Origin of the sequence: Ruminococcus gauvreauii (genome assembly GCF_025151995.1) — a bacterium.
GTDB lineage: Bacteria > Bacillota > Clostridia > Lachnospirales > Lachnospiraceae > Ruminococcus_G > Ruminococcus_G gauvreauii.
This window is the reverse complement of sequence record NZ_CP102290.1, coordinates 3495985-3515390: the sequence shown is the minus strand read 5'-3', so window position 1 is coordinate 3515390 and position 19406 is coordinate 3495985. Positions and strand designations below refer to the sequence as shown.

Here is a 19406-nt window from a genome sequence, read left to right as displayed (position 1 = left end):
ATCATTTCCATAGCTCGTATTTTAATCATTATATTTCCGCGGCAAACAACCGCTACCTTATTGAGTATACTACATTCTTTTTCATAAGTAAAACCTATATTTCTCTTAATTAGAAGAAATTTTTACATCCGTCTCCCTTTTTCGGAATAAAATGAAGAGCAGCGCGCTGACGGCCATCAGCACAGGGTAAAACATATAGGGAAGTATATCAAACGGCGTCAGCTGCGTGAGTGCGGCAGCCGACAAAAGCTGTGCCCCGTATGGGATCAGCCCCTGACCGACCGAAGCAAAGATATCCAGCAGCGATGCGCTTCTTCTCGGCGAGATTTGGTATTCCTGGCTGATTTCTTTGGCAATGGGACCCGTCATCACGATCGCCACCGTATTGTTGGCTGTACAGCAGTCCACCAGCAGCACCAGCAGTGCGATCCCGAGCTCCGCGCCCCGCTTGCCCCGTACACGCCGCCTGATCTTTGACAGGATGAATGTAATTCCGCCATTCGCCCTCACAAGCGCGACAATAAACGCGACGACAAGAGAGATCACGGTGATGTCATACATGGACGTCACTCCATCGCCCAGCACCTGAAAGATCGCAGAAAGCTCTATGGAGCCGGTCGTCACGCCGACGATCAGAGACAGCAGAATCCCTGTCAACAGCACCAGAAATACATTAAATCCTATGATCGCACCGATCAGAACCACAAGATAGGGCACCACTTTCAGCAGATTATAGTCCAGATTATCAAATGACGGAGCGGCGCCCCTGCCCGATACAAAAAAGAAAAGAACCGCGGTGATGATCGCCGCCGGAAGCACGATCAGGAAGTTTTCCCGAAACTTGTCTTTCATCTCACATCCCTGCGTGCGCACAGCAGCGATCGTCGTATCGGAGATCATCGACAGATTATCCCCGAACATGGCACCGCACATGACTGCGCCTACGCAGACCGGCAGCGCGATACCTGCCTTGGTACTGATCCCTGTTGCAATCGGCGCCATCGCCGCGATCGTCCCCATCGATGTTCCCATCGACACGGAGATGAAGCAGCTGATCACAAACAGTCCGACGACTGCCACATTCGCCGGCATGATGGATAGTCCGAGATGAACCGCACTCTCGGCGCCTCCCGCCATATCAACTGCCTTAGAAAACGCACCTGCGACGAGAAAGATCAGACACATCGTGACGATATTCTCATCCGCGATTCCGTCAGTGATCAGTTTGATCTTTTTCTGAAAATCCACCTTCCTGTTCTGAAGAAAGCCAACCAGCAGCGCAATCAGAAATCCCACGATTGCCGGCGTGCTGTAAAAATCCCCTGTGATACACCCGAAGCCCAGAAATATCAGCAAAAAAACTCCGATGGGCAGCAGCGCCCATACATTTCCCTGTTCCGTTTTCCTTTCCATCCCAAAAACCCCTCTCTTATACTGTAAAAGGGGATGAAGCGGCACCGCTCATCCCCTTTCTAACTGCATCATTCCCTGATTTCCGCCGTCTATTCCAAACTCAGACATGAATGTCTGCTTTTACGCCCAGCAGTTCTTCATTCTGCTCCAGTATCGGTCTGACAACCTTTGTAAGGAACGTGTCAACCTGCTCTTTTGCCCTCCCGGTATATTTGGCCGGATCCATCGTCTTCTGAAGATCTTCTAGCGACAGATTGAATGCCGGATCGGCTGCGATCAGTTCCAGCAGATTATTGTCTTTTCCTTCCACCTTCACATTCTTCCCTGCCTCCATGGAAAGCTCACGGATCCTCTCGTGAAGTTCCTGGCGGTCACCGCCGGCTTTCACTGCGTCCATCATAATGTTTTCAGTGGCCATGAACGGAAGTTCCGACATCAGACGCTTCTCGATGACTTTCGGATATACGACGAGTCCGTCTACAACGTTCAGGCAGAGGTCCAGAATGCCGTCGATGGAGAGAAAACCTTCCGGAATGCTCAGCCTCTTGTTAGCTGAATCGTCCAGCGTTCTCTCGAACCACTGCGTCGCGGATGTGATCGCCGGGTTGAGCGCGTCTGCCATGACAAATCTGGCGAGTGACGCGATACGTTCGCTTCTCATGGGATTTCTCTTATAAGCCATCGCAGAGGAACCGATCTGGCTCTTCTCAAACGGCTCTTCCACTTCCTTCAGATGCTGAAGCAGACGGATATCGTTAGAAAATTTATGCGCGCTCGCTGCAATCCCTGCCAGTACGTTGACGACTCTGGTGTCCACTTTACGCGAATATGTCTGTCCCGACACCGGATAACAGTCTTTGAAGCCCATTTTCTTCGCGATCATGGGATCGATCCGGTCGATTTTTTCATGGTCTCCGTCAAACAGCTCCAGAAAACTTGCCTGCGTGCCTGTCGTTCCTTTGGAACCGAGTAGCTTCATGCCGTTCAGCACGTAGTCAACATCTTCCAGATCCAGCAGGAATTCCTGCATCCACAGTGTTGCGCGTTTGCCGACCGTCGTCGGCTGTGCCGGCTGAAAATGTGTAAAAGCCAGCGTCGGCTGTGCTTTATATTCGTCCGCGAATTTTGCAAGCTCAGCGATCACATTCACCAGTTTTTTCTTTACCAGCTTCAGCCCCTCTGTCATCACGATAATATCCGTATTATCGCCCACATAGCAGGAAGTTGCACCCAGATGGATGATTCCCTTTGCCTTCGGGCACTGCACACCGTACGCATAGACGTGTGACATGACATCATGGCGGACTTCTTTCTCTCTCGCCCTGGCAACATCATAATTGATGTCCTCCGCATATTCTTTCAGCTCATCTATCTGTTCCTGCGTAATATTAAGACCAAGCTCTTTCTCCGTCTCAGCCAGTGCAATCCAGAGTTTTCTCCAGGTACGGAATTTCATGTCCGGTGAGAAGATATACTGCATTTCCTTGCTTGCATATCGTTCCGACAGCGGACTTTGGTATCTGTTTGTACTCATAAATTATAATCCTTTCTTGGCAGCACATGTTATCAGCGCTCGTATTCCCCGCGGATATCCTCCGCCGGAGGGTCCATCGGATATCTTCCGTTAAAACATCCCGTACAGATCGGCAGTCCTTCGGCGATTCCACTCAGTCGGTCCAGGCCGAGATATGCCAGGGAATCAGCCCCGATGATCTGACGGATTTCATCAATCGAACGGTTACAGGCGATCAGCTGTTCACGTGCCGGAACGTCTGTCCCAAAATAGCACGGCCATAAAAATGGCGGCGAACTGACCCTCATATGGACTTCCGTCGCCCCCGCCTCCTTCAGCATGCTGACGATACGGCCGCTCGTTGTTCCCCGCACGATCGAGTCATCGATCATGACCACGCGTTTTCCGCACACAGCTTCCTTCAGCACATTCAGCTTCACCCGGACGCTGGATTCCCTGCTGCTCTGCTTCGGCTTGATGAAGGTCCTTCCCACATATCCGTTCTTAACAAATGCAGTCCCGTATGGAATACCGGATTCCATGGAAAATCCGAGCGCAGCTGCATTTCCGGATTCCGGAACGCCAACCACCAGGTCGGCTTTGACCGGTGAATCCATCGCCAGAAACCTTCCGGCTTTAATGCGTGATCCATAGACGCTGACACCGTCAATATGACTGTCAGGCCTCGAAAAATATATATACTCAAAAACACATCTTGCCTGTTCATCTCTGGACAGGCACATGCTGGTATCAGACGTAATTCCGTCTTTTGTAATTGTAACGATTTCTCCCGGCTCCACATCCCGGACAAACTCCGCTCCTAAAGTCTCAAGCGCACATGTCTCAGAAGTGATCATATACGCATTGTCACGCCTGCCGATGCACAGCGGTTTGAATCCGTACGGATCTCTGGCCCCTATCAGCTTGCGCGGAGACATGACGATCAGTGAGTATGCGCCCTTCATTTTCTTCATCGCGTTGCCGACAGCCTCCTGAACAGTTGCTGTATTGACACGTTCCCGTGCAATATGGTAGGCGATGACTTCCGAGTCTATGGTCGTCTGAAAGATAGCTCCTGTGTATTCCAGTTCTTTTCTCAGCTCCAGCGCATTGATCAGGTTTCCGTTATGTGCGAGAGCCAGTGTTCCCTTGATGTAGTTTAATACGAGCGGCTGCGCATTCTCGCGCGTGCTCGCTCCGGCCGTCGAATAACGCACATGGCCGACCCCAATATCCCCATGCAGGTCATCCAGTGAACCGGGCAGAAAAACCTCATTGACAAGTCCCATCCCCTTGCAGGAGCTCACCTTGCCTTTCGGTCCGTTTGTATCGCTGACTGCAATACCGCAGCTCTCCTGGCCGCGGTGTTGCAGTGCAAATAACCCGTAATAAATAGAAGAGGCAACGTCACTGCCACTCAAGTCATAGATGCCAAATACCCCACATTCTTCCCTAAGCTTATCTGTTACTTCCGTCTGTTCGTGTATCATGCCTCGCATCATGAGCTTCGCCTCTTTCACTGACTAAAGTCCGAGACGGTTGAACACTTCGTTGTATGCTTCCTCTACATTTCCAAGATCCCTGCGGAAACGGTCTTTGTCCAGTTTTTCGTTGGTGTTGACATCCCACAGACGGCAGGTATCCGGTGACACCTCGTCAGCCAGAATGATCGTTCCGTCCGGAAGCTTACCGAATTCAATCTTGAAGTCGATCAGTTTCATCCCCGCATTCAGGAAATACTTTTTCATGATCTCATTGATCTTACGTGTGTATCCTTTGATCGTATCAATCTCTTCCTGTGTTGCCAGTCCCAGTGCCAGTGCATAGTCATCATTGATGAACGGGTCTCCCAGATCGTCATCTTTATAGCTGAATTCGATGATCGGGCAGAGCAGTTCCCTGCCTTCTTCAATACCCATTCTCTTTGAAAAGCTTCCCGCTGCCACGTTGCGCACGATAACCTCAAGCGGAACGATCTCAACTTTCTTTACTGCTGTCTCACGGTCGCTTAATTCTTCAACCAGATGTGTCGGAACCCCTTCCTCCTCCATCAGTTTAAACACTCGATTCGTCATGCGGTTATTGATCACGCCTTTTCCAACGATTGTTCCCTTTTTTTCGCCGTTGAACGCTGTCGCATCATCTTTATAGTCCACGATAACGATTCCATCAACATCCGTTGCAAAAACCTTCTTCGCTTTTCCTTCGTATAACTGTTCTAACTTTTTCATGAGTCTGACGCCTTTCCTTATCCACATAGTATTTTGCAAAGTTATCTGTGTAATCGGTTCAGACGGCTATGCTTCTCTCTGTATTTTTCCGCCGTCTGAACTGTTACGTCTAATTATATCTTACATGTTTTCCAAAAGCAATACCTTATCTCTGGTTGAATTTCCCCAGAAACTCTTTCATTCTCGTGTTCTCAGAGGAAAAAACATCCGCAGGAGTACCCTCGAGTGCGATCACGCCTTTATCCATAAACACGATGCGGTCTGAAATGTCCCTTGCGAACGCCATCTCGTGCGTGACGATTACCATCGTGATATCGAGATCTGCCAGTGAACGGATGACTTTTAATACCTCACCGGTCAGTTCCGGGTCCAGTGCGGAGGTCGGCTCATCGAAAAACAGAATTTTGGGATTCAGTGCGAGTGCCCTCGCAATTGCCACACGCTGGCACTGCCCGCCTGAGAGCTGGCAGGGATACGCATCCTCTTTATCGGACAGCCCCATTTTCGCGAGCAGCTCTCTCGCTTCCCGGCATACTTCGTCTTTATTCCGTTTCTGATTATTGATCGGAGCCTCCGTCAGATTCTTCATCACCGAATAATGCGGAAACAGATTAAAATTCTGAAACACAAGCCCAAAATAAGAGTGGATCCGCTTCATATCCTCTTTCTTCGGATGACATGCCTCTCCGGAGCTTCCAATCCAGGCAGCTTTCTCGCCGAGATAGGATATCTCCCCGCCATTGATCTCCTCCAGCATCGTCGCACACCTGAGCAGCGTCGATTTTCCGGAGCCGGAAGGTCCGATGATCGAAAGAATCTCCCCCTCCTTCACAGACAGGGAGATATCTTTAATCACCTCGAGATCATCAAATTTCTTATTAATATGGTTCATTTCCAACAGGTTCATTAAAAATCCTCCCTAGTGATAATAATTCAGCTTTTTCTCAAGACCTTCCATCACAACTGCCACCACCAGATTAAACACATAGTAGAAGACTGCCGCTACAATAAACGGAACAAACGTGGTGTTCGCCGCCGCTATCTGCTTTGCAATGGTAAACATCTCCATATAGGCAAGTGCAAATGCCAGGGAAGTATCCTTAACCAGCGTGATCACTTCGTTGGTAACCGCCGGCAGAATCCGCTTGATCACCTGCGGAAGAATAATCTTAACGAACGTCTGCTGTTTGCTGTATCCCAGCACCTTTGCCGCCTCGTACTGTCCCTTTGGCATCGATTCGATACCGGAGCGGTAAATCTCCGCAAAGTAGGCGGCATAGTTCAGTGAAAACCCGATGATGATCGCGATAAACCGATACGCCCCCCCAATCGACATCTGGAACAGGTAGAACGGTCCGAAATAAACCACCAGAAGCTGCAGCATCAGAGGCGTTCCGCGCATGAGTGAAATATATACCTTAAAAATTGTGCTGACCACTTTATTGCGTGACATTCTCCCAAAACAGATCAAAAGTCCCAGCGGCAGCGAAAACAACAGCGTCAGCACGAAAATCCCGATGGATTTGACCATTCCTCCGGCCAACTGTTGCAGCATCATTGAAAACTCCATATTTTTCTCTTCCTCCTGTAGTAAAAGCCAGGGAACCCCCGTGACCAGCCGCAAAAGCAGCAGATCCGGGGGTTATACGCTCCTGACTATTTTGCCTGCAGGCATACCATTTCTGACAGTTCGTATTTTTCTGCCAGTTCATCAAATGTACCGTCTGCCAGCAGTTTCTGAAGATCTGCGTTTACTTTATCTCTCAGCTCTTCGTTGCCTTTTTTGAATCCGATCGCATACTGCTCGGTATTCAGTTTTTCGTCCATGATCATGAAGCCTTCGCCTCTGGACTTGATCTGGTACTGAGCCACACCGATATCCATAGCGATCGCATCGATGGAACCTGCCTGCAGCTCAACGAATGCACTGTTGTAGTCCGCAAATTCCTGCAGCTGCCCAAATGTATCGGCCAGCTCCTTCTGTCCTTCCTCATCCTGGAGAAGCGTCAGCGCTGCGGATGCTGCCTGCACCCCGACGATTTTACCAGACAGGTCTGAGAGTGAGGCAATCCCTGCGCTCTCGGATACAACCATAACCTGGCTGTTGTCTACGTATGGATCGGACCAGGTATAATCGTCCTCGCGTCCGTTCATGGTAAAGCCATTCCAGATACAGTCGATAGATCCGGAATTCAGTTCCATGTCCTTGGAATCCCATGCGATCGGTGTCTTAACAAGTTCCCAGCCCTCCAGATCACAGACAGCCTGTGCGAGTTCCAGGTCAAATCCCGTATATTCACCGTTTTCATCCATATATCCGTACGGCGGGTATTCCGCGTCAAATCCTACCGTAAATGTCGTTTTATCACCGGATGCAGCCTTATCTTCCGCCGCGTCCCCGGCAGGTTCTTCTGCTGCATCTTTTGCAGCGCCGTCCTCCGCCGCATCCTCTGTCTTCGGCTCCTGGCTTTCCTGTGCTGCATCTTTCTTCGACCCGCAGCCTGCCAGCAATGTCACAGCCATTGCACAGGACAGCATCGTACATAACACTTTCTTTTTCACTTTTTCAATCCTCCTGATCTTTTTCGTTCATTAGCTCTGGTACACTGGCACTGTGTCAGTGTAATAACGCTCTACCATGCTAAAACCATACGCATAATACTAGCATATCTGCCAATCTGTGTCAACTGATTCGGCAGTTTCTAGAAACCGGTATTTTTATGATATTCCTCCGTCATCTCCTCCAGTATCTCATCCATTGTTCTGAGATAGGTTTCCATATCCAGGGAGTCCCTGCTTTCCATTGCTCTCGTAAAAGCTTCCTGCTTCCGGCCTTCTTTCGTTTTCTCCTCAGTGATCTCTGATTCAAACTCTTTTAAGGTCGCACTGTCCGCTCCGAGCGCTGCCCCTTTCTGCAAAAAGGCTTCTCTGGATTCACCGAGATAGACACAGCTGAGATAGCTTTTCAGTACTGCCTTCGTATGCATCATGGAGTATGCTTTTTCAAAACACTCCGACGCTTCATCCAGCTGAAACATCCTGGCATACGCACAGCCCAGATTATGCCACACACTGCCAGGGAACTGCTCCCCAAGCGATTTGTCCGGTTTCCCCGTCAACACTTTTTCATACACTTTGATCGCATTCCCATATTTTCCGTATGCGACCAGCGCATCCCCCTTTTTTTTCGCCAGCACCAATAACGGCTGCTCCTCCATGCGTTTCACCTGAACCAGAAGCTCCCTGCTCTCCGCCTGTGACAGGTAATGAATCTCTCTGAATACCGGCATAATCAGCTCACTGACAGGAGACTCATCCTGAAGCATTTTCAGAAACCGCTGCCCAAGCGCAGCAAGTCCCAGCTCTTTCACGAACCATTCCCCCAGCTCTTTATTCAAAATTGTCTCGTCCAGCAAATACAGATTATTGCTCATATAATAGCAGAGTTCTTCCATGGAGAAGACGCCGGTGCTGATGTTTTCAATATAGTACGGATGTTTTGCTTTTTTCAGCTGGCACAATCGATATCCCGCCATTTGTTTGCCTCCTTTATCCTGTCACCACTTCGTTCCATTCCAGTCCGCTTGCCGGAAACAGTTCGCCCAGTCCCAGGTCTGTCACTCGGATCGTGCACTGTTTTGGCGACTCATACTCCAGATGAAGCTGCAGCCTGGTTGCCTTTCTCGGCCTGTCCGGCAAGCCCGGAAGCTTCATACAGTAGCGCTTCATTTCATTAGTCTTCATCTTACCGACCAGAAAAATCAGCTCCCTGGCATCCTCCAGAAGAATCTCACAGTCCTTCACCGCTTCGTACCAGTGAATCCCCGGTTCCACAAGCGGATAATACGACTGCACTCCGGACACCAGTAGCTCCATTCCTATCCCGGTCAGCACGAGGTCCTCGCCCAGATAGAGATAATCCCTGAGTCTGCGCTCCTCCACCTTCTCCAGAGCCGCATAGCAGGCGCCCTTGCTGTACAGATTATTTCCATAGAACACATGCCGCTGGTTTTTGCAGAGCAGAGGGATCGACCGCACCGCCCAGTTCTTGTCAAATCCATTTCCGATCAGAAAGATACTGGAATAGATATCATTTCCAAGAGAATCCTGAATCAGTTCATAAAACTGCAGATCCCTCTGTTCAGGCACGGTATCGAGCTCGATCCGTTTTCCCCTCTGTATGGATGCCAGCGCCGGCTTCGGCTGCCTGTCGATGGACAGAGATTGAAAGTCAACCTCCTCCCTGTCGAAAGAAAACAGTCCCACCTTACGGCTCCAGAAATCCGGCTTCTGTGACAGCGCATAGTAATAAAAGCTCTCATCATAATCCTGAAGAAAGCAGCGCCCTTCCGGAAACCCCAGCATGGAGAAAGCAGTCCTCATGTTGTCAACAAATGCCTTGTTGAGCCGCGGAACAGTGACCATGATCCCGGAAATGTTCTTTACGGGATTGTTGATTCCCAGCATCGACAGCGCCTGCCTGAAAAATTCGGTCAGCAGGTTTGCCGGCTTCACCATCTGGTCGTCTACCTCAATCTCTTTCGTCAGAAGGCAGCACTCATACAGGTTTTGAATCAGTATCTCATCCTGATGCGAGGCAAAATACTCTGCCTCCATCCCATAATGATAACTCTCTTCCCCCGGTTTCTTGCTCAAATACGTCGGAAATGTATGCTGGCTGGTCCCCGCTTTTACGGCAAGTGACACCGGCTCTTTCTCACTCCGGTCATAATAGCAGAGCTGCGAAGCCGTTTCTCCAAGCTCAAATCCTACGATAATATTTCTGACTTCATTCATATATCCATGCCTCCACTCATTCCCCGGGGAATCATTCTATAATCGTAAACAGCTGACTGGTCTTTTGTTCCATCCGGAGATAATCCCTCATCACCCGTACCAGATCCTGATCCTTGCCGAGCTTTTTGTCTGCCAGCATCTGATTGATGCGTTCATACTTCGTCGCGCCATCGGTCGCAGGCGCTTCCGGCATCACGGTAACCGGTTCTGTCTGCCAGCTGTTTGGTCCCTCCTCAACCGTCAGATAATACGTCAGCCGTTCCCCGTAGAACAGCAGAAATTCTCTTGAAAAAACCCCGTGAAACCTGTTCTTCATCGGCTCGCTGTGGAACACAGGCTCTTCCTCATTCGCATTTTGAAGTGCGTAATACAATGTCACCTGTGCATCTGGCGATACCTGCGTTTCGACAAAGATCTTATCCTCCAGCTGATAACCCCTGATCAGTTCCGGCGGCAGCTCTTGAAAGAAGGCGAACCGCAGGCCTTTCTCCCGGCAGTGTTTCAGGATGCTGCGCACATTTTTCTGCTGATATCCGGTCAGCTTCTTACAGAAGCGGTAACGCTTCAGGAGTGCAAGTTCGCAGATGATGTCCAGTTCCCATCCTCTCTCATAGACACTCTCCAGTCCTTTGAATACGAACATATCAATTCTGTAATCCTGAAGAAAATATCCGTAAGACAGAAATGTAAACACCGCGGCTATCACAACTTCTTTCCCGTGACTGCGGATATAACTCTCCAGAACCTTTGACAGTTTCGGAATATTCGTCCGGGTATACATCGCGATGAGCAGGATTTCCTCCTCCAGTGTATAGGAATCCATCTGGAAACCGCGCAGCTTCTCCCATAGCTGAATCATCTCCGCTGCCGGTCCCATATAATTGTCTCTCAGGTATCCGAGAAGCACTTCATCGTATTTTCCCTGCTCTACCACGTACCAGGAGAGATAGATCAGTTCTTCATGCTCCGTAAATTCCATATCCAGGATCATGCGCCTGCAGAGTTTGAACAGGTTTGCCGTGCCAATCCCCTCATAGCCGTACTGGAGGATCAGCTCAAATGCCTCTTTATAGAATCCATGGCGGATCAGCACATCCTGCAGCAGCAGGTAATCCACTTTGTAAAACTCTTGATAATCCAGTCTGCCCAGATATTCGTTCAGGGTATCATCCCCTGCGTTCTGATCATAGTATTCCAACAGCCTGCGCCGGATCATGCACCGGTACGAATCCTCAAATGCATCGGAATCAGCAGCCAGCTGAAAACAGCCGAGATTTTTCACCGTCACACGTGAATTCAGCGGATCATCCCCGCACACATGCAAAAGCAGCCCCGGGTGCGCAATATTCATCGTCATACACTGGTACGCCAGCCCTTTTCCGTCAAGCAGTTTCTGCAGGTTATAATCGACGGTAGACAGATACCTTCTGCGTTTTGCATCCTCGAAAATGATCTGGGATTCCTTCGAATACAGGTTGATGTATGCCACCCCGTCGATACAGGGATAGACTTCTTCCTGTTTCAATGCACTGTGGCATACAACGACATTGCGTACTTTCGGATCGTCGCTGTAAAGCCGGTGTGTAAAAATCACATGAGCCGCAGCGTCTCCCTGTTTTTCATCTCTGATCTCCTCGATGAATTCCTGATACAGCACCGCATAGTCTTCGTTATTTTTTCCATCCATAAGACTTTGCTCCGCAAAGTCACGCATTGCATCCAGATACAGCCGGTAAGTGTCCGGATCCTGTTCCTTGTTATGGATAACCCTGGCATATATAAATGCTTTCCGGCTGTTGCTCAGTGTATTATTATAAGAAAAATACAGACGGACAGCTTTTGGAAGCATTTCCTGATAATTACGGCTCATCGTCTCTATATAAAATTCATACAGCCTGGTAATGCGGATATCCTGTTCTACTGCCAGCGCATACCATTTGAAATACTCTTTTCTGCCCGGCTGTCCCAGCATGATCATTTTGCAGACAGCCTCAAGCGCATCTTTTCCCGGATACACCTCATAGGCATCGCAGAGAAGCCGGTATACGCTGTTTCTGAACTCTTTCTCATGCCGCGCCAGATAAGCGATCCGCATCCCCAGCTCTTTTGTCAAAAGCTTTCGTTTTCCGGCAAATGCCAGCACCTGAATCATAAACGGAGACAGCTTTTTGAACTGATTCTCATCTTTCCGTATGATCTCATACGCCTCCAGATACAAAAACGGGCTTCTGCAGCCAAGTTCATACTGCTGTTCCATCAGATGCAGCTGCTTCACCGGAGAATTTTTGATCTCTTCATCCTCGTGCAGCAGAATTGTGAGAAGTACGAGGCTTTCCGGATTTCGGCGGTATAGTGACCGGATCCGTTCACTGATATTACTGAGTGCATCCGGGAGTAATCCCGTCTTCTTCATCAGATAGAGATGCATTCCCTCTTCCTGCGTCTCCTCAGCAGAAAACTTCCGGTCTTCCAGCACCTTAAGCGCCGCCCGTGCATGTCCGATATCGTCATCTTCCAGATAGATGCCCGCCTCAAATAACTGCATCATCGCATCATAATCACCGGCGTTCTTCAGTTCCTGCAGACTGCCGGCCGCCTTTTCCTTCCAGATCCGGTAATCCCAGACTCCGGTCCTTAAGTTCAGATACCCCTCCGCCAGATCCCGTTTCATCCGGCTCTCAAACGCGTGCATGCTGATCTGATAATCCCGTTCGGCTGATGCCAGAATTTCAAAGTTCAGTGTCCCGTATACGCTTTTGATCCGGATACGGCCTCTGTGCCTTCCGCTCCCAAGCCTGTCTCTCAGGATAATATATTCCAGCCCGTAAACACTGCCGATAAAGTCTTCTGAGGTGATGATCTTTTTGTCAACCTCCAGAAAGTCGCCTTCGACTTCCACCTCCATCCGGGTATATCCCCAGGTACTCCTGTAAATATAGACAGAATCTTTCATGGAGCCGCCCAGACGGAAGGCCTCTTTTCTCTCTTTATCGAGCGAGAGCTCCACGGGCTCCTTCTTGCCGGCTCCGATCAGGAATTCTTCCATGTTCTGATACGTCACCGGATTATGCGCCATGCCTTTGTATAACCCGATATATGCCTGTTTATCCTCTCCAAGGAAATCCAGGAATTTTTCACTCGTAAACATTCGGAATGCTTCCCGGTAGTCCGCTTTTGCAAGAGCTGCGAAATCTTCCAGATTGTGAAGTTCGCCAAGCGACGATTTCACCTGGCCTCTTTGTACCGCAAACTGAATCCTGATCCGGTATTCCCCCAGATTGCTCAGGATCATGATCTCGGCCGTCTCCTCATTTCCCGCCTTCAGGCCATTGGTATCAATCCCGTATGCGATATGTATGGTATCCCCCGCAAACCTGTCTTCCGATAACAGGACCCTGCGGTTGGAGGCCGTCAGCATGCCTTTGATTCTGCTGTTATCCTCCGCCGCGAAAAAGAACTCTCCGCGGTAAGCTTCACCCTCCTGCAGCTTAAGACTGACAGCAGTCTCAGACAGGATAAGTTTCGGTGCCTTATATTCAAATGTTCCGCTGACTAACTCTTCTACTCTTTTCTTCATTCTATCTACCTGTACTATTTCCTTGACTATTCTTTTGCAAACGCTATAATAAATATACGTAAACTGTTCAGTAGGGCGGGGTCAAAAAGTATTTTGACCTTTTGACCCTGCATCTTACAATTATACACTACCAGACAATCTGATGCAAGAAAGGCCGAAAAGAAACTGATATTCCGGCAGAAAGGAAACATATGTTAAAACACAAAGACCACTTTCACGGAAGTGACCTGGAAAAAATCGAGTCCATTTACCATATAAAAAGAGAGGATATCATAAGCTTCAGTGCCAATGTCAATCCTCTCGGAATCTCCTATCATCTGAAGAACACGCTCGCCAATCAGCTGGATGCTATCACGAGCTATCCCGACCGTGAGTATACACAGCTGCGCCGCTGTATCGCCGATTATGCAGACAGTCAGATGGAAAACATCATTGTCGGCAACGGTTCTACCGAACTGATTTCTCTGTTTATCCAGACTCAGCATCCAAAAAAAGCTATGATCCTGGGTCCTACTTATTCAGAATACGAACGTGAGATCACCCTCGGCGGCGGCACTACAAATTACTATCCGCTCAGAGAGAGCGACGGTTTCCGCCTGGACGCGGACGACTTCTGCTGTCACCTGAATGATTCCATCGACCTTCTGGTGCTGTGCAATCCCAACAATCCGACCTCCACCTCCATCAACAGAGACGAGATGCGCCTGATCCTGGACACCTGCCTCCAGTACGGAATTTTTGTAATGGTGGATGAGACGTATGTGGAATTTGCACCGAAAGAAGCACGCGTGACTGCAGTCCCGCTGACTAATTATTATAACAACCTGATCATTCTGCGGGGGACATCCAAATTTTTCGCGGCACCCGGACTGCGCCTCGGCTACGCCGTCACAGGCAATCAGGACGTCTGCAAAGCAATCAATACCAGAAAGAATCCCTGGACCATCAACTCGCTGGCTGAGATCGCCGGACGTCTGATGTTCTGTGATCACGAATATGTCCTCAAGACTCAACAGCTGATTTCATCTGAGCGTACGCGGCTGTTTCAGGAGCTGTCCTCCTGGGATACGGTAAAAGTCTATCGGCCATCAGCCAATTTCATGCTCATGCAGATTTTAAAGGATGATGTGACTTCCGATGAGCTATTTGACCACTGTATCCGCAAATGTATGATGATCCGGGACTGCTCCACTTTTCCGTTCCTGAATGACAAATATATCCGGTTCTGCATTATGCATCCCGAACAGAATGACCGTCTGCTCGATGCCTTCCGCGAAATTTTACAGTAATGAATTGCCGCACATTCCTCATTGCGAAAAATGTGCGGCAATTTTTATCAGCCCGTCTTAAAATCAAAAATGGATATCTGATTGGAATCCGGAATATCACCAAACAGGTTTAAGTCATCCATCAGGTCGATGACCGTCTTACTGACTTTCGTCCGGTTGCGGAAGTCATCCTTTGACAGGAACTTTCCGTCTCTCGCAGCCAGAACCACGGCATCTGCCGCCTTATCCCCCAGACCTTCGATCGTATCAAGTGCCGGCATCAGTCTGCCCTCCACGATCTGGAAACGGTGTGCCTGTGCCGTGTACAGATCAACCGGAATGAATTCAAATCCCCGTGCATACATTTCCTGCACGATCTTCATGTCCTTCACCGTATCCTGCTCTTTGTTGGACAGCGTATCGCTGCGTTTCTTATAGTCCGTCATATGGTATTCCAGCCGTTCCCTTCCCAGACACATCAGTTCATATGAAAATGCGGAAGCGCGGATGCTGAAGTATGCCGCATAATACGCGAGTGGATGGAAGATCTTATAGTACGCAATGCGGTAAGCCATCATAACATAAGCAGCGGCATGTGCCTTCGGGAACATATACTTGATCTTCTTGCAGGACCAGATATACCAGTCAGGCACATCATGTGCTTTCATATCCTCTTCCCACTCCGGCTTCAGGCCCTTTCCCTTACGCACGCTCTCCATGATCGTGAACGCCTGCTCACTCTCAACCCCCTGATGGATCAGATATGTCATGATATCATCCCGCGTACAGATGGCCGTTGAGATCGTCGCTTTACCCTCTTCGATCAGCGTCTGTGCATTTCCAAGCCATACGTCGGTGCCGTGTGACAAGCCCGAGATTCGGACCAGGTCGGAAAATGACTGCGGCTTCGTATCCTGAAGCATCTGGATGACGAACTCCGTTCCGAATTCCGGTATTCCAAGACACCCAAGCGGGCACCCTCCGATATCCTCCGGCGTGATACCAAGTTCCTGTGTTCCTTTAAACAGGCTCATGACCTCTTGATTATCCAGAGGGATCTCCTGCGCATCCAGTCCCGTCAGGTCTTCCAGCATCCGGATCATGGTCGGATCATCGTGTCCCAGTATATCGAGCTTCAGCAGGTTCTCATCGATGGAATGGTAGTCAAAATGTGTCGTCACAATGTCCGTCGTCATATCGTTCGCCGGATGCTGAACCGGCGTAAACGCATTGATGTCCTCCCCGATCGGAAGGACGATGATGCCCCCCGGATGCTGTCCCGTCGTTCTTCGGATTCCCGTACAGCCTTCCACAATACGCTCAATCTCACAGTTGCGTTTGTGAACGCCGTGCTCCTCATAATACTTCTTCACATATCCAAACGCCGTCTTTGCCGCCAGCGTACCGATCGTTCCGGCACGGAACGTCTGCCCCGCGCCGAAGATAACCTCTGTGTACTTATGCGCCTTTCCCTGATAATCCCCGGAAAAATTCAGGTCGATATCCGGCTCCTTGTTTCCCTTGAATCCAAGGAATGTTTCAAACGGAATATCAAATCCTTCTTTCCTGAGCGGGGCGCCGCATTTCGGACACACCGCATCCGGCATATCACATCCGGCCTTTCCGGCGTAGGCCCGCACGGCGTCGGAATCAAAATCGTAATAGTGACACTTTTCGCAGTAATAGTGCGGGCTTAACGGATTCACCTCCGTGATCCCCGCCATCGTCGCAACAAAGGACGAACCGACCGAACCGCGGGAACCCACGAGGTAGCCGTCCTCATTTGACTTCCATACCAGTTTCTGTGCGATGATATACATGACGGCATAACCGTTGGAAATAATAGAATTCAGCTCTCGTTCCAACCGTTCTTCAACGATCTTCGGAAGATTCTCTCCGTATATCTCGTGGGCGCGGTTATAACAGATCTGGCGCAGCGTCTCGTCAGATTTCTCAATGATCGGCGGAAATTTTCCGGCACGTATCGGCGAGATCTTTTCACACATATCGCAGATGAGCTGCGTATTCCTGATCACGACTTCCTCCGCCTTCTCACTGCCAAGATACGCGAATTCCGCGAGCATCTCCTCCGTTGTCCGCAGATAAAGCGGCGCCTGGTCATCCGCATCTGAGAATCCCTTCCCTGTCATGATGATCCGCCGGTATACCTCATCCTGAGGATCGATAAAATGTACGTCACACGTCGCCACGACAGGCTTTCTGAACTGTTCTCCCAGCTTTACGATCTTCCGGTTGATATTTTTCAGATCCTCCTCTGACCGTATGTCGTCACGGTCTTCCCTGAGCATAAATGCATTATTCCCGAGCGGCTGTATCTCCAGATAATCATAGAAGTTCACCAGACGGGCAATCTCATGTTCCGGGGCGCCTCCGAGCAGCGCCTGATAGAGCTCCCCTGCTTCACAGGCGGAACCGATGATCAGCCCCTCCTGATACTTCAGATAGAGACTCTTTGGCAGGCGCGGTCTCCTGTTGTAATACTCCAGGTGCGACTGAGAGATCAGGCGGTACAGGTTGACACGTCCGGTCTCATTTTTCGCCAGCACGATCGCATGGTATGTCGGCAGTTTCTTTAATGTATTCGGCGAGAGCTGCCCGCTCTCGTTCAGTGTGTTTAAGTCTCTGATCTCCTTCTCTTCCAGCATATCAAGAAACTTCAGAAAAATCTCGGCCGTACAGGCTGCGTCGTCCACTGCGCGGTGATGGTTCAGAAGCGGCACATGCAGTGCCTTCGCCACCGTGTCCAGCTTGAACCGGTTCAGTCCGGGCAGCAGAAAGCGTGCCATGCCAACCGTATCCACTGACGTGAATTCCCGCAAGATCCCCAGATTCTCACAGTTTTTTTCGATAAAACTCATGTCAAATCCGGCGTTATGCGCCACCATAACAGCCCCCTGGCAGAACTCCATGAATTCCGGGAGTACCGTTTCAATCGTCGGTGCATCGAAGACCATATTATCGCTTATTCCCGTCAGATTCTCGATGCGGAATGAGATCGGCACCTGCGGATTGACAAAGCTTGAAAAGCGTCCGGTTATCTTTCCATGTTCCACACGGACGGCTCCGATCTCAATGATCTTATTCGTGAGCGGACTGAAGCCGGTGGTCTCAAGGTCAAATACCACAAAATCTCCGTCCAGGCTCTGTCCCCCTGGGTTTGTGACCATTCCCTTCAGATCATCCACCAGATATGCCTCGACCCCGTAGATCACTTTGAAGGGGCTTACTATTTTTTTCAGATCCTGCTTTGACACATCCGGATGCTCTTTCGCATACTGGTCCCGGTAAGCCCTGTCAATGTCCTCCATGGCATGATTCGCCTCGGGAAACGCCTGCACCACACCGTGGTCTGTGATAGCGATCGCAGGATGCCCCCATGCATGCGCCCGTTTGACCAGCACTGCGGCATCCGTCACGCCGTCCATATCACTCATTTTCGTGTGGCAGTGCAGTTCCACCCGTTTCTCGGGGCTGGTGTCCATTCTCGAGGACGTGAAATCGGCGGTCTTTTTCACCCCGATTACAGAACCGATCGTCAGTTCATGGTCGAATTTGTCAACGATAGTGACTCCTTTGATCTTGATAAACGCGCCCTTTTTAATGTTCTGCATCACATCAGGCACCTGCTCGTTGTGAAGAAACATCTTAACCGTGATCGTATCCGTAAAGTCAGTTACATTGAACATGAGAATCGTCTTCTCATTCCGGATCTCCCGGGAATCCAGCGACAAAATCTTTCCGCGGATCACAACATCTCCCATCTCACCGGCTATGCCGTCGATGGTTACGGCATCCTCATCAAAATCCTTTCCATACAGTACGTCCGGATTATCCGACTTTTTAATTCCCGGCCGGTATTCCCGTTTCTGGAACTCCCGCTTCATCCGTCTGCCGTTTTCCTGTCGGGTATGCCTGCTGTCACCGGACGTTTTTTCTTTTCCGGAAGCACCGGGTTCTGCCGTTTCCTGAGCAGGTTCTTCGTGGTCAGGCTTTCCGGTATGCGCCAGCGCGGAGCGTTCCAATACATAACGGGCCTCTTCCTGTATCTTCTGCTCGCTGTTCCTGCGCGCCTTGCTCTCCCCCACCTCCACATAATCCGGTATGATCTGAAGGCGCAGTCCGCTGCGTTCACAGAAAATCTTGTCCAGGATATCCAGAAGCTCCGTGCCGCGTTCCTTTGAGATCACGTTGTCCGGCATTGTGATCTTAAGCACATCCTCCTGCGGAAAAACAAGTTTTGCGCTGACAAACAGGTTATACGTAAGCGCACTGTAGTTTTTTAATTCCAGCATGATACTCTCACGATAGACATCCAGAAATTTTTCCGGCGTATACTGCCGGGACAGTTCGAATTTTTCTATGATCTTTATCTCCATTGGCATCCCCGCAAAAAACTGCTCCTGGATGGCCTGTTCCAGAAAATAGATATGTTTTTTATGTATCCACTGTTCGCTGCGCAGATAGACGCGCAGCCTTGTCTTCTCAGGATTGGAAGACACCCGCATCACCCTGGCATCCTCGATGAGTTCCCGCAGCTCTTCCTCTATGAAAAGTTTTGGAAAGACTTCAAAAAACTTTTTTTCCAT

General features: G+C 49.8%; 12 protein-coding genes. 1 reads left to right on the top strand and 11 read right to left on the bottom strand.

What is annotated here, in order from left to right:
* Positions 1-105 precede the first annotated feature (105 nt).
* The 10 genes from NQ502_RS16540 to NQ502_RS16495 form a co-directional block, all read right to left on the bottom strand.
* Positions 106-1413: a Na+/H+ antiporter NhaC family protein gene (locus NQ502_RS16540; RefSeq protein WP_028527289.1), complete on the bottom strand. Its 1308-nt coding sequence runs from the start codon at positions 1411-1413 to the stop codon at positions 106-108.
* 100 nt (positions 1414-1513) lie between these two features.
* Positions 1514-2947 (bottom strand): adenylosuccinate lyase, encoded by a 1434-nt coding sequence (gene purB / locus NQ502_RS16535; protein ID WP_028527290.1) that lies wholly within the window; start codon positions 2945-2947, stop codon positions 1514-1516.
* 32 nt (positions 2948-2979) lie between these two features.
* Positions 2980-4428 carry an amidophosphoribosyltransferase gene (purF, locus tag NQ502_RS16530; protein WP_044982923.1) on the bottom strand — a complete coding sequence of 483 codons (1449 nt, stop codon included), beginning with the start codon at positions 4426-4428 and terminating at the stop codon, positions 2980-2982.
* Between the two features lie 21 nt (positions 4429-4449).
* Entirely contained in the window at positions 4450-5157 is a 708-nt protein-coding gene (gene purC, locus NQ502_RS16525) for a phosphoribosylaminoimidazolesuccinocarboxamide synthase (RefSeq protein ID WP_028527292.1), read from the bottom strand.
* Positions 5158-5302: 145 nt separating this feature from the next.
* Positions 5303-6064: an amino acid ABC transporter ATP-binding protein gene (locus NQ502_RS16520; RefSeq protein WP_028527293.1), complete on the bottom strand. Its 762-nt coding sequence runs from the start codon at positions 6062-6064 to the stop codon at positions 5303-5305.
* A gap of 12 nt (positions 6065-6076) precedes the next feature.
* Positions 6077-6727, bottom strand: a complete 651-nt coding sequence (locus tag NQ502_RS16515) for an amino acid ABC transporter permease (RefSeq protein WP_028527294.1) — start codon at positions 6725-6727, stop codon at positions 6077-6079.
* A gap of 86 nt (positions 6728-6813) precedes the next feature.
* Complete coding sequence (locus NQ502_RS16510) at positions 6814-7719, bottom strand: amino acid ABC transporter substrate-binding protein (protein WP_028527295.1); 906 nt, start codon at positions 7717-7719, stop codon at positions 6814-6816.
* Between the two features lie 140 nt (positions 7720-7859).
* Entirely contained in the window at positions 7860-8693 is an 834-nt protein-coding gene (locus NQ502_RS16505; RefSeq protein WP_028527296.1) for a tetratricopeptide repeat protein, read from the bottom strand.
* A 13-nt stretch (positions 8694-8706) separates the two neighbouring features.
* Positions 8707-9954: a DUF5716 family protein gene (locus NQ502_RS16500; protein WP_028527297.1), complete on the bottom strand. Its 1248-nt coding sequence runs from the start codon at positions 9952-9954 to the stop codon at positions 8707-8709.
* Between the two features lie 31 nt (positions 9955-9985).
* Positions 9986-13531 (bottom strand): DUF5717 family protein, encoded by a 3546-nt coding sequence (locus NQ502_RS16495; protein WP_028527298.1) that lies wholly within the window; start codon positions 13529-13531, stop codon positions 9986-9988.
* A gap of 191 nt (positions 13532-13722) precedes the next feature.
* Here NQ502_RS16495 and NQ502_RS16490 point away from each other — a divergent pair, with 191 nt between their 5' ends.
* Positions 13723-14820, top strand: coding sequence for a pyridoxal phosphate-dependent aminotransferase (locus NQ502_RS16490; RefSeq protein WP_028527299.1), 1098 nt, complete (start codon positions 13723-13725; stop codon positions 14818-14820).
* A gap of 47 nt (positions 14821-14867) precedes the next feature.
* Here the strand turns inward: NQ502_RS16490 and NQ502_RS16485 are convergent, their stop codons facing one another.
* A complete protein-coding gene (locus NQ502_RS16485) occupies positions 14868-19406 on the bottom strand; it encodes a PolC-type DNA polymerase III (RefSeq protein ID WP_028527300.1) in 4539 nt (1512 codons plus the stop codon).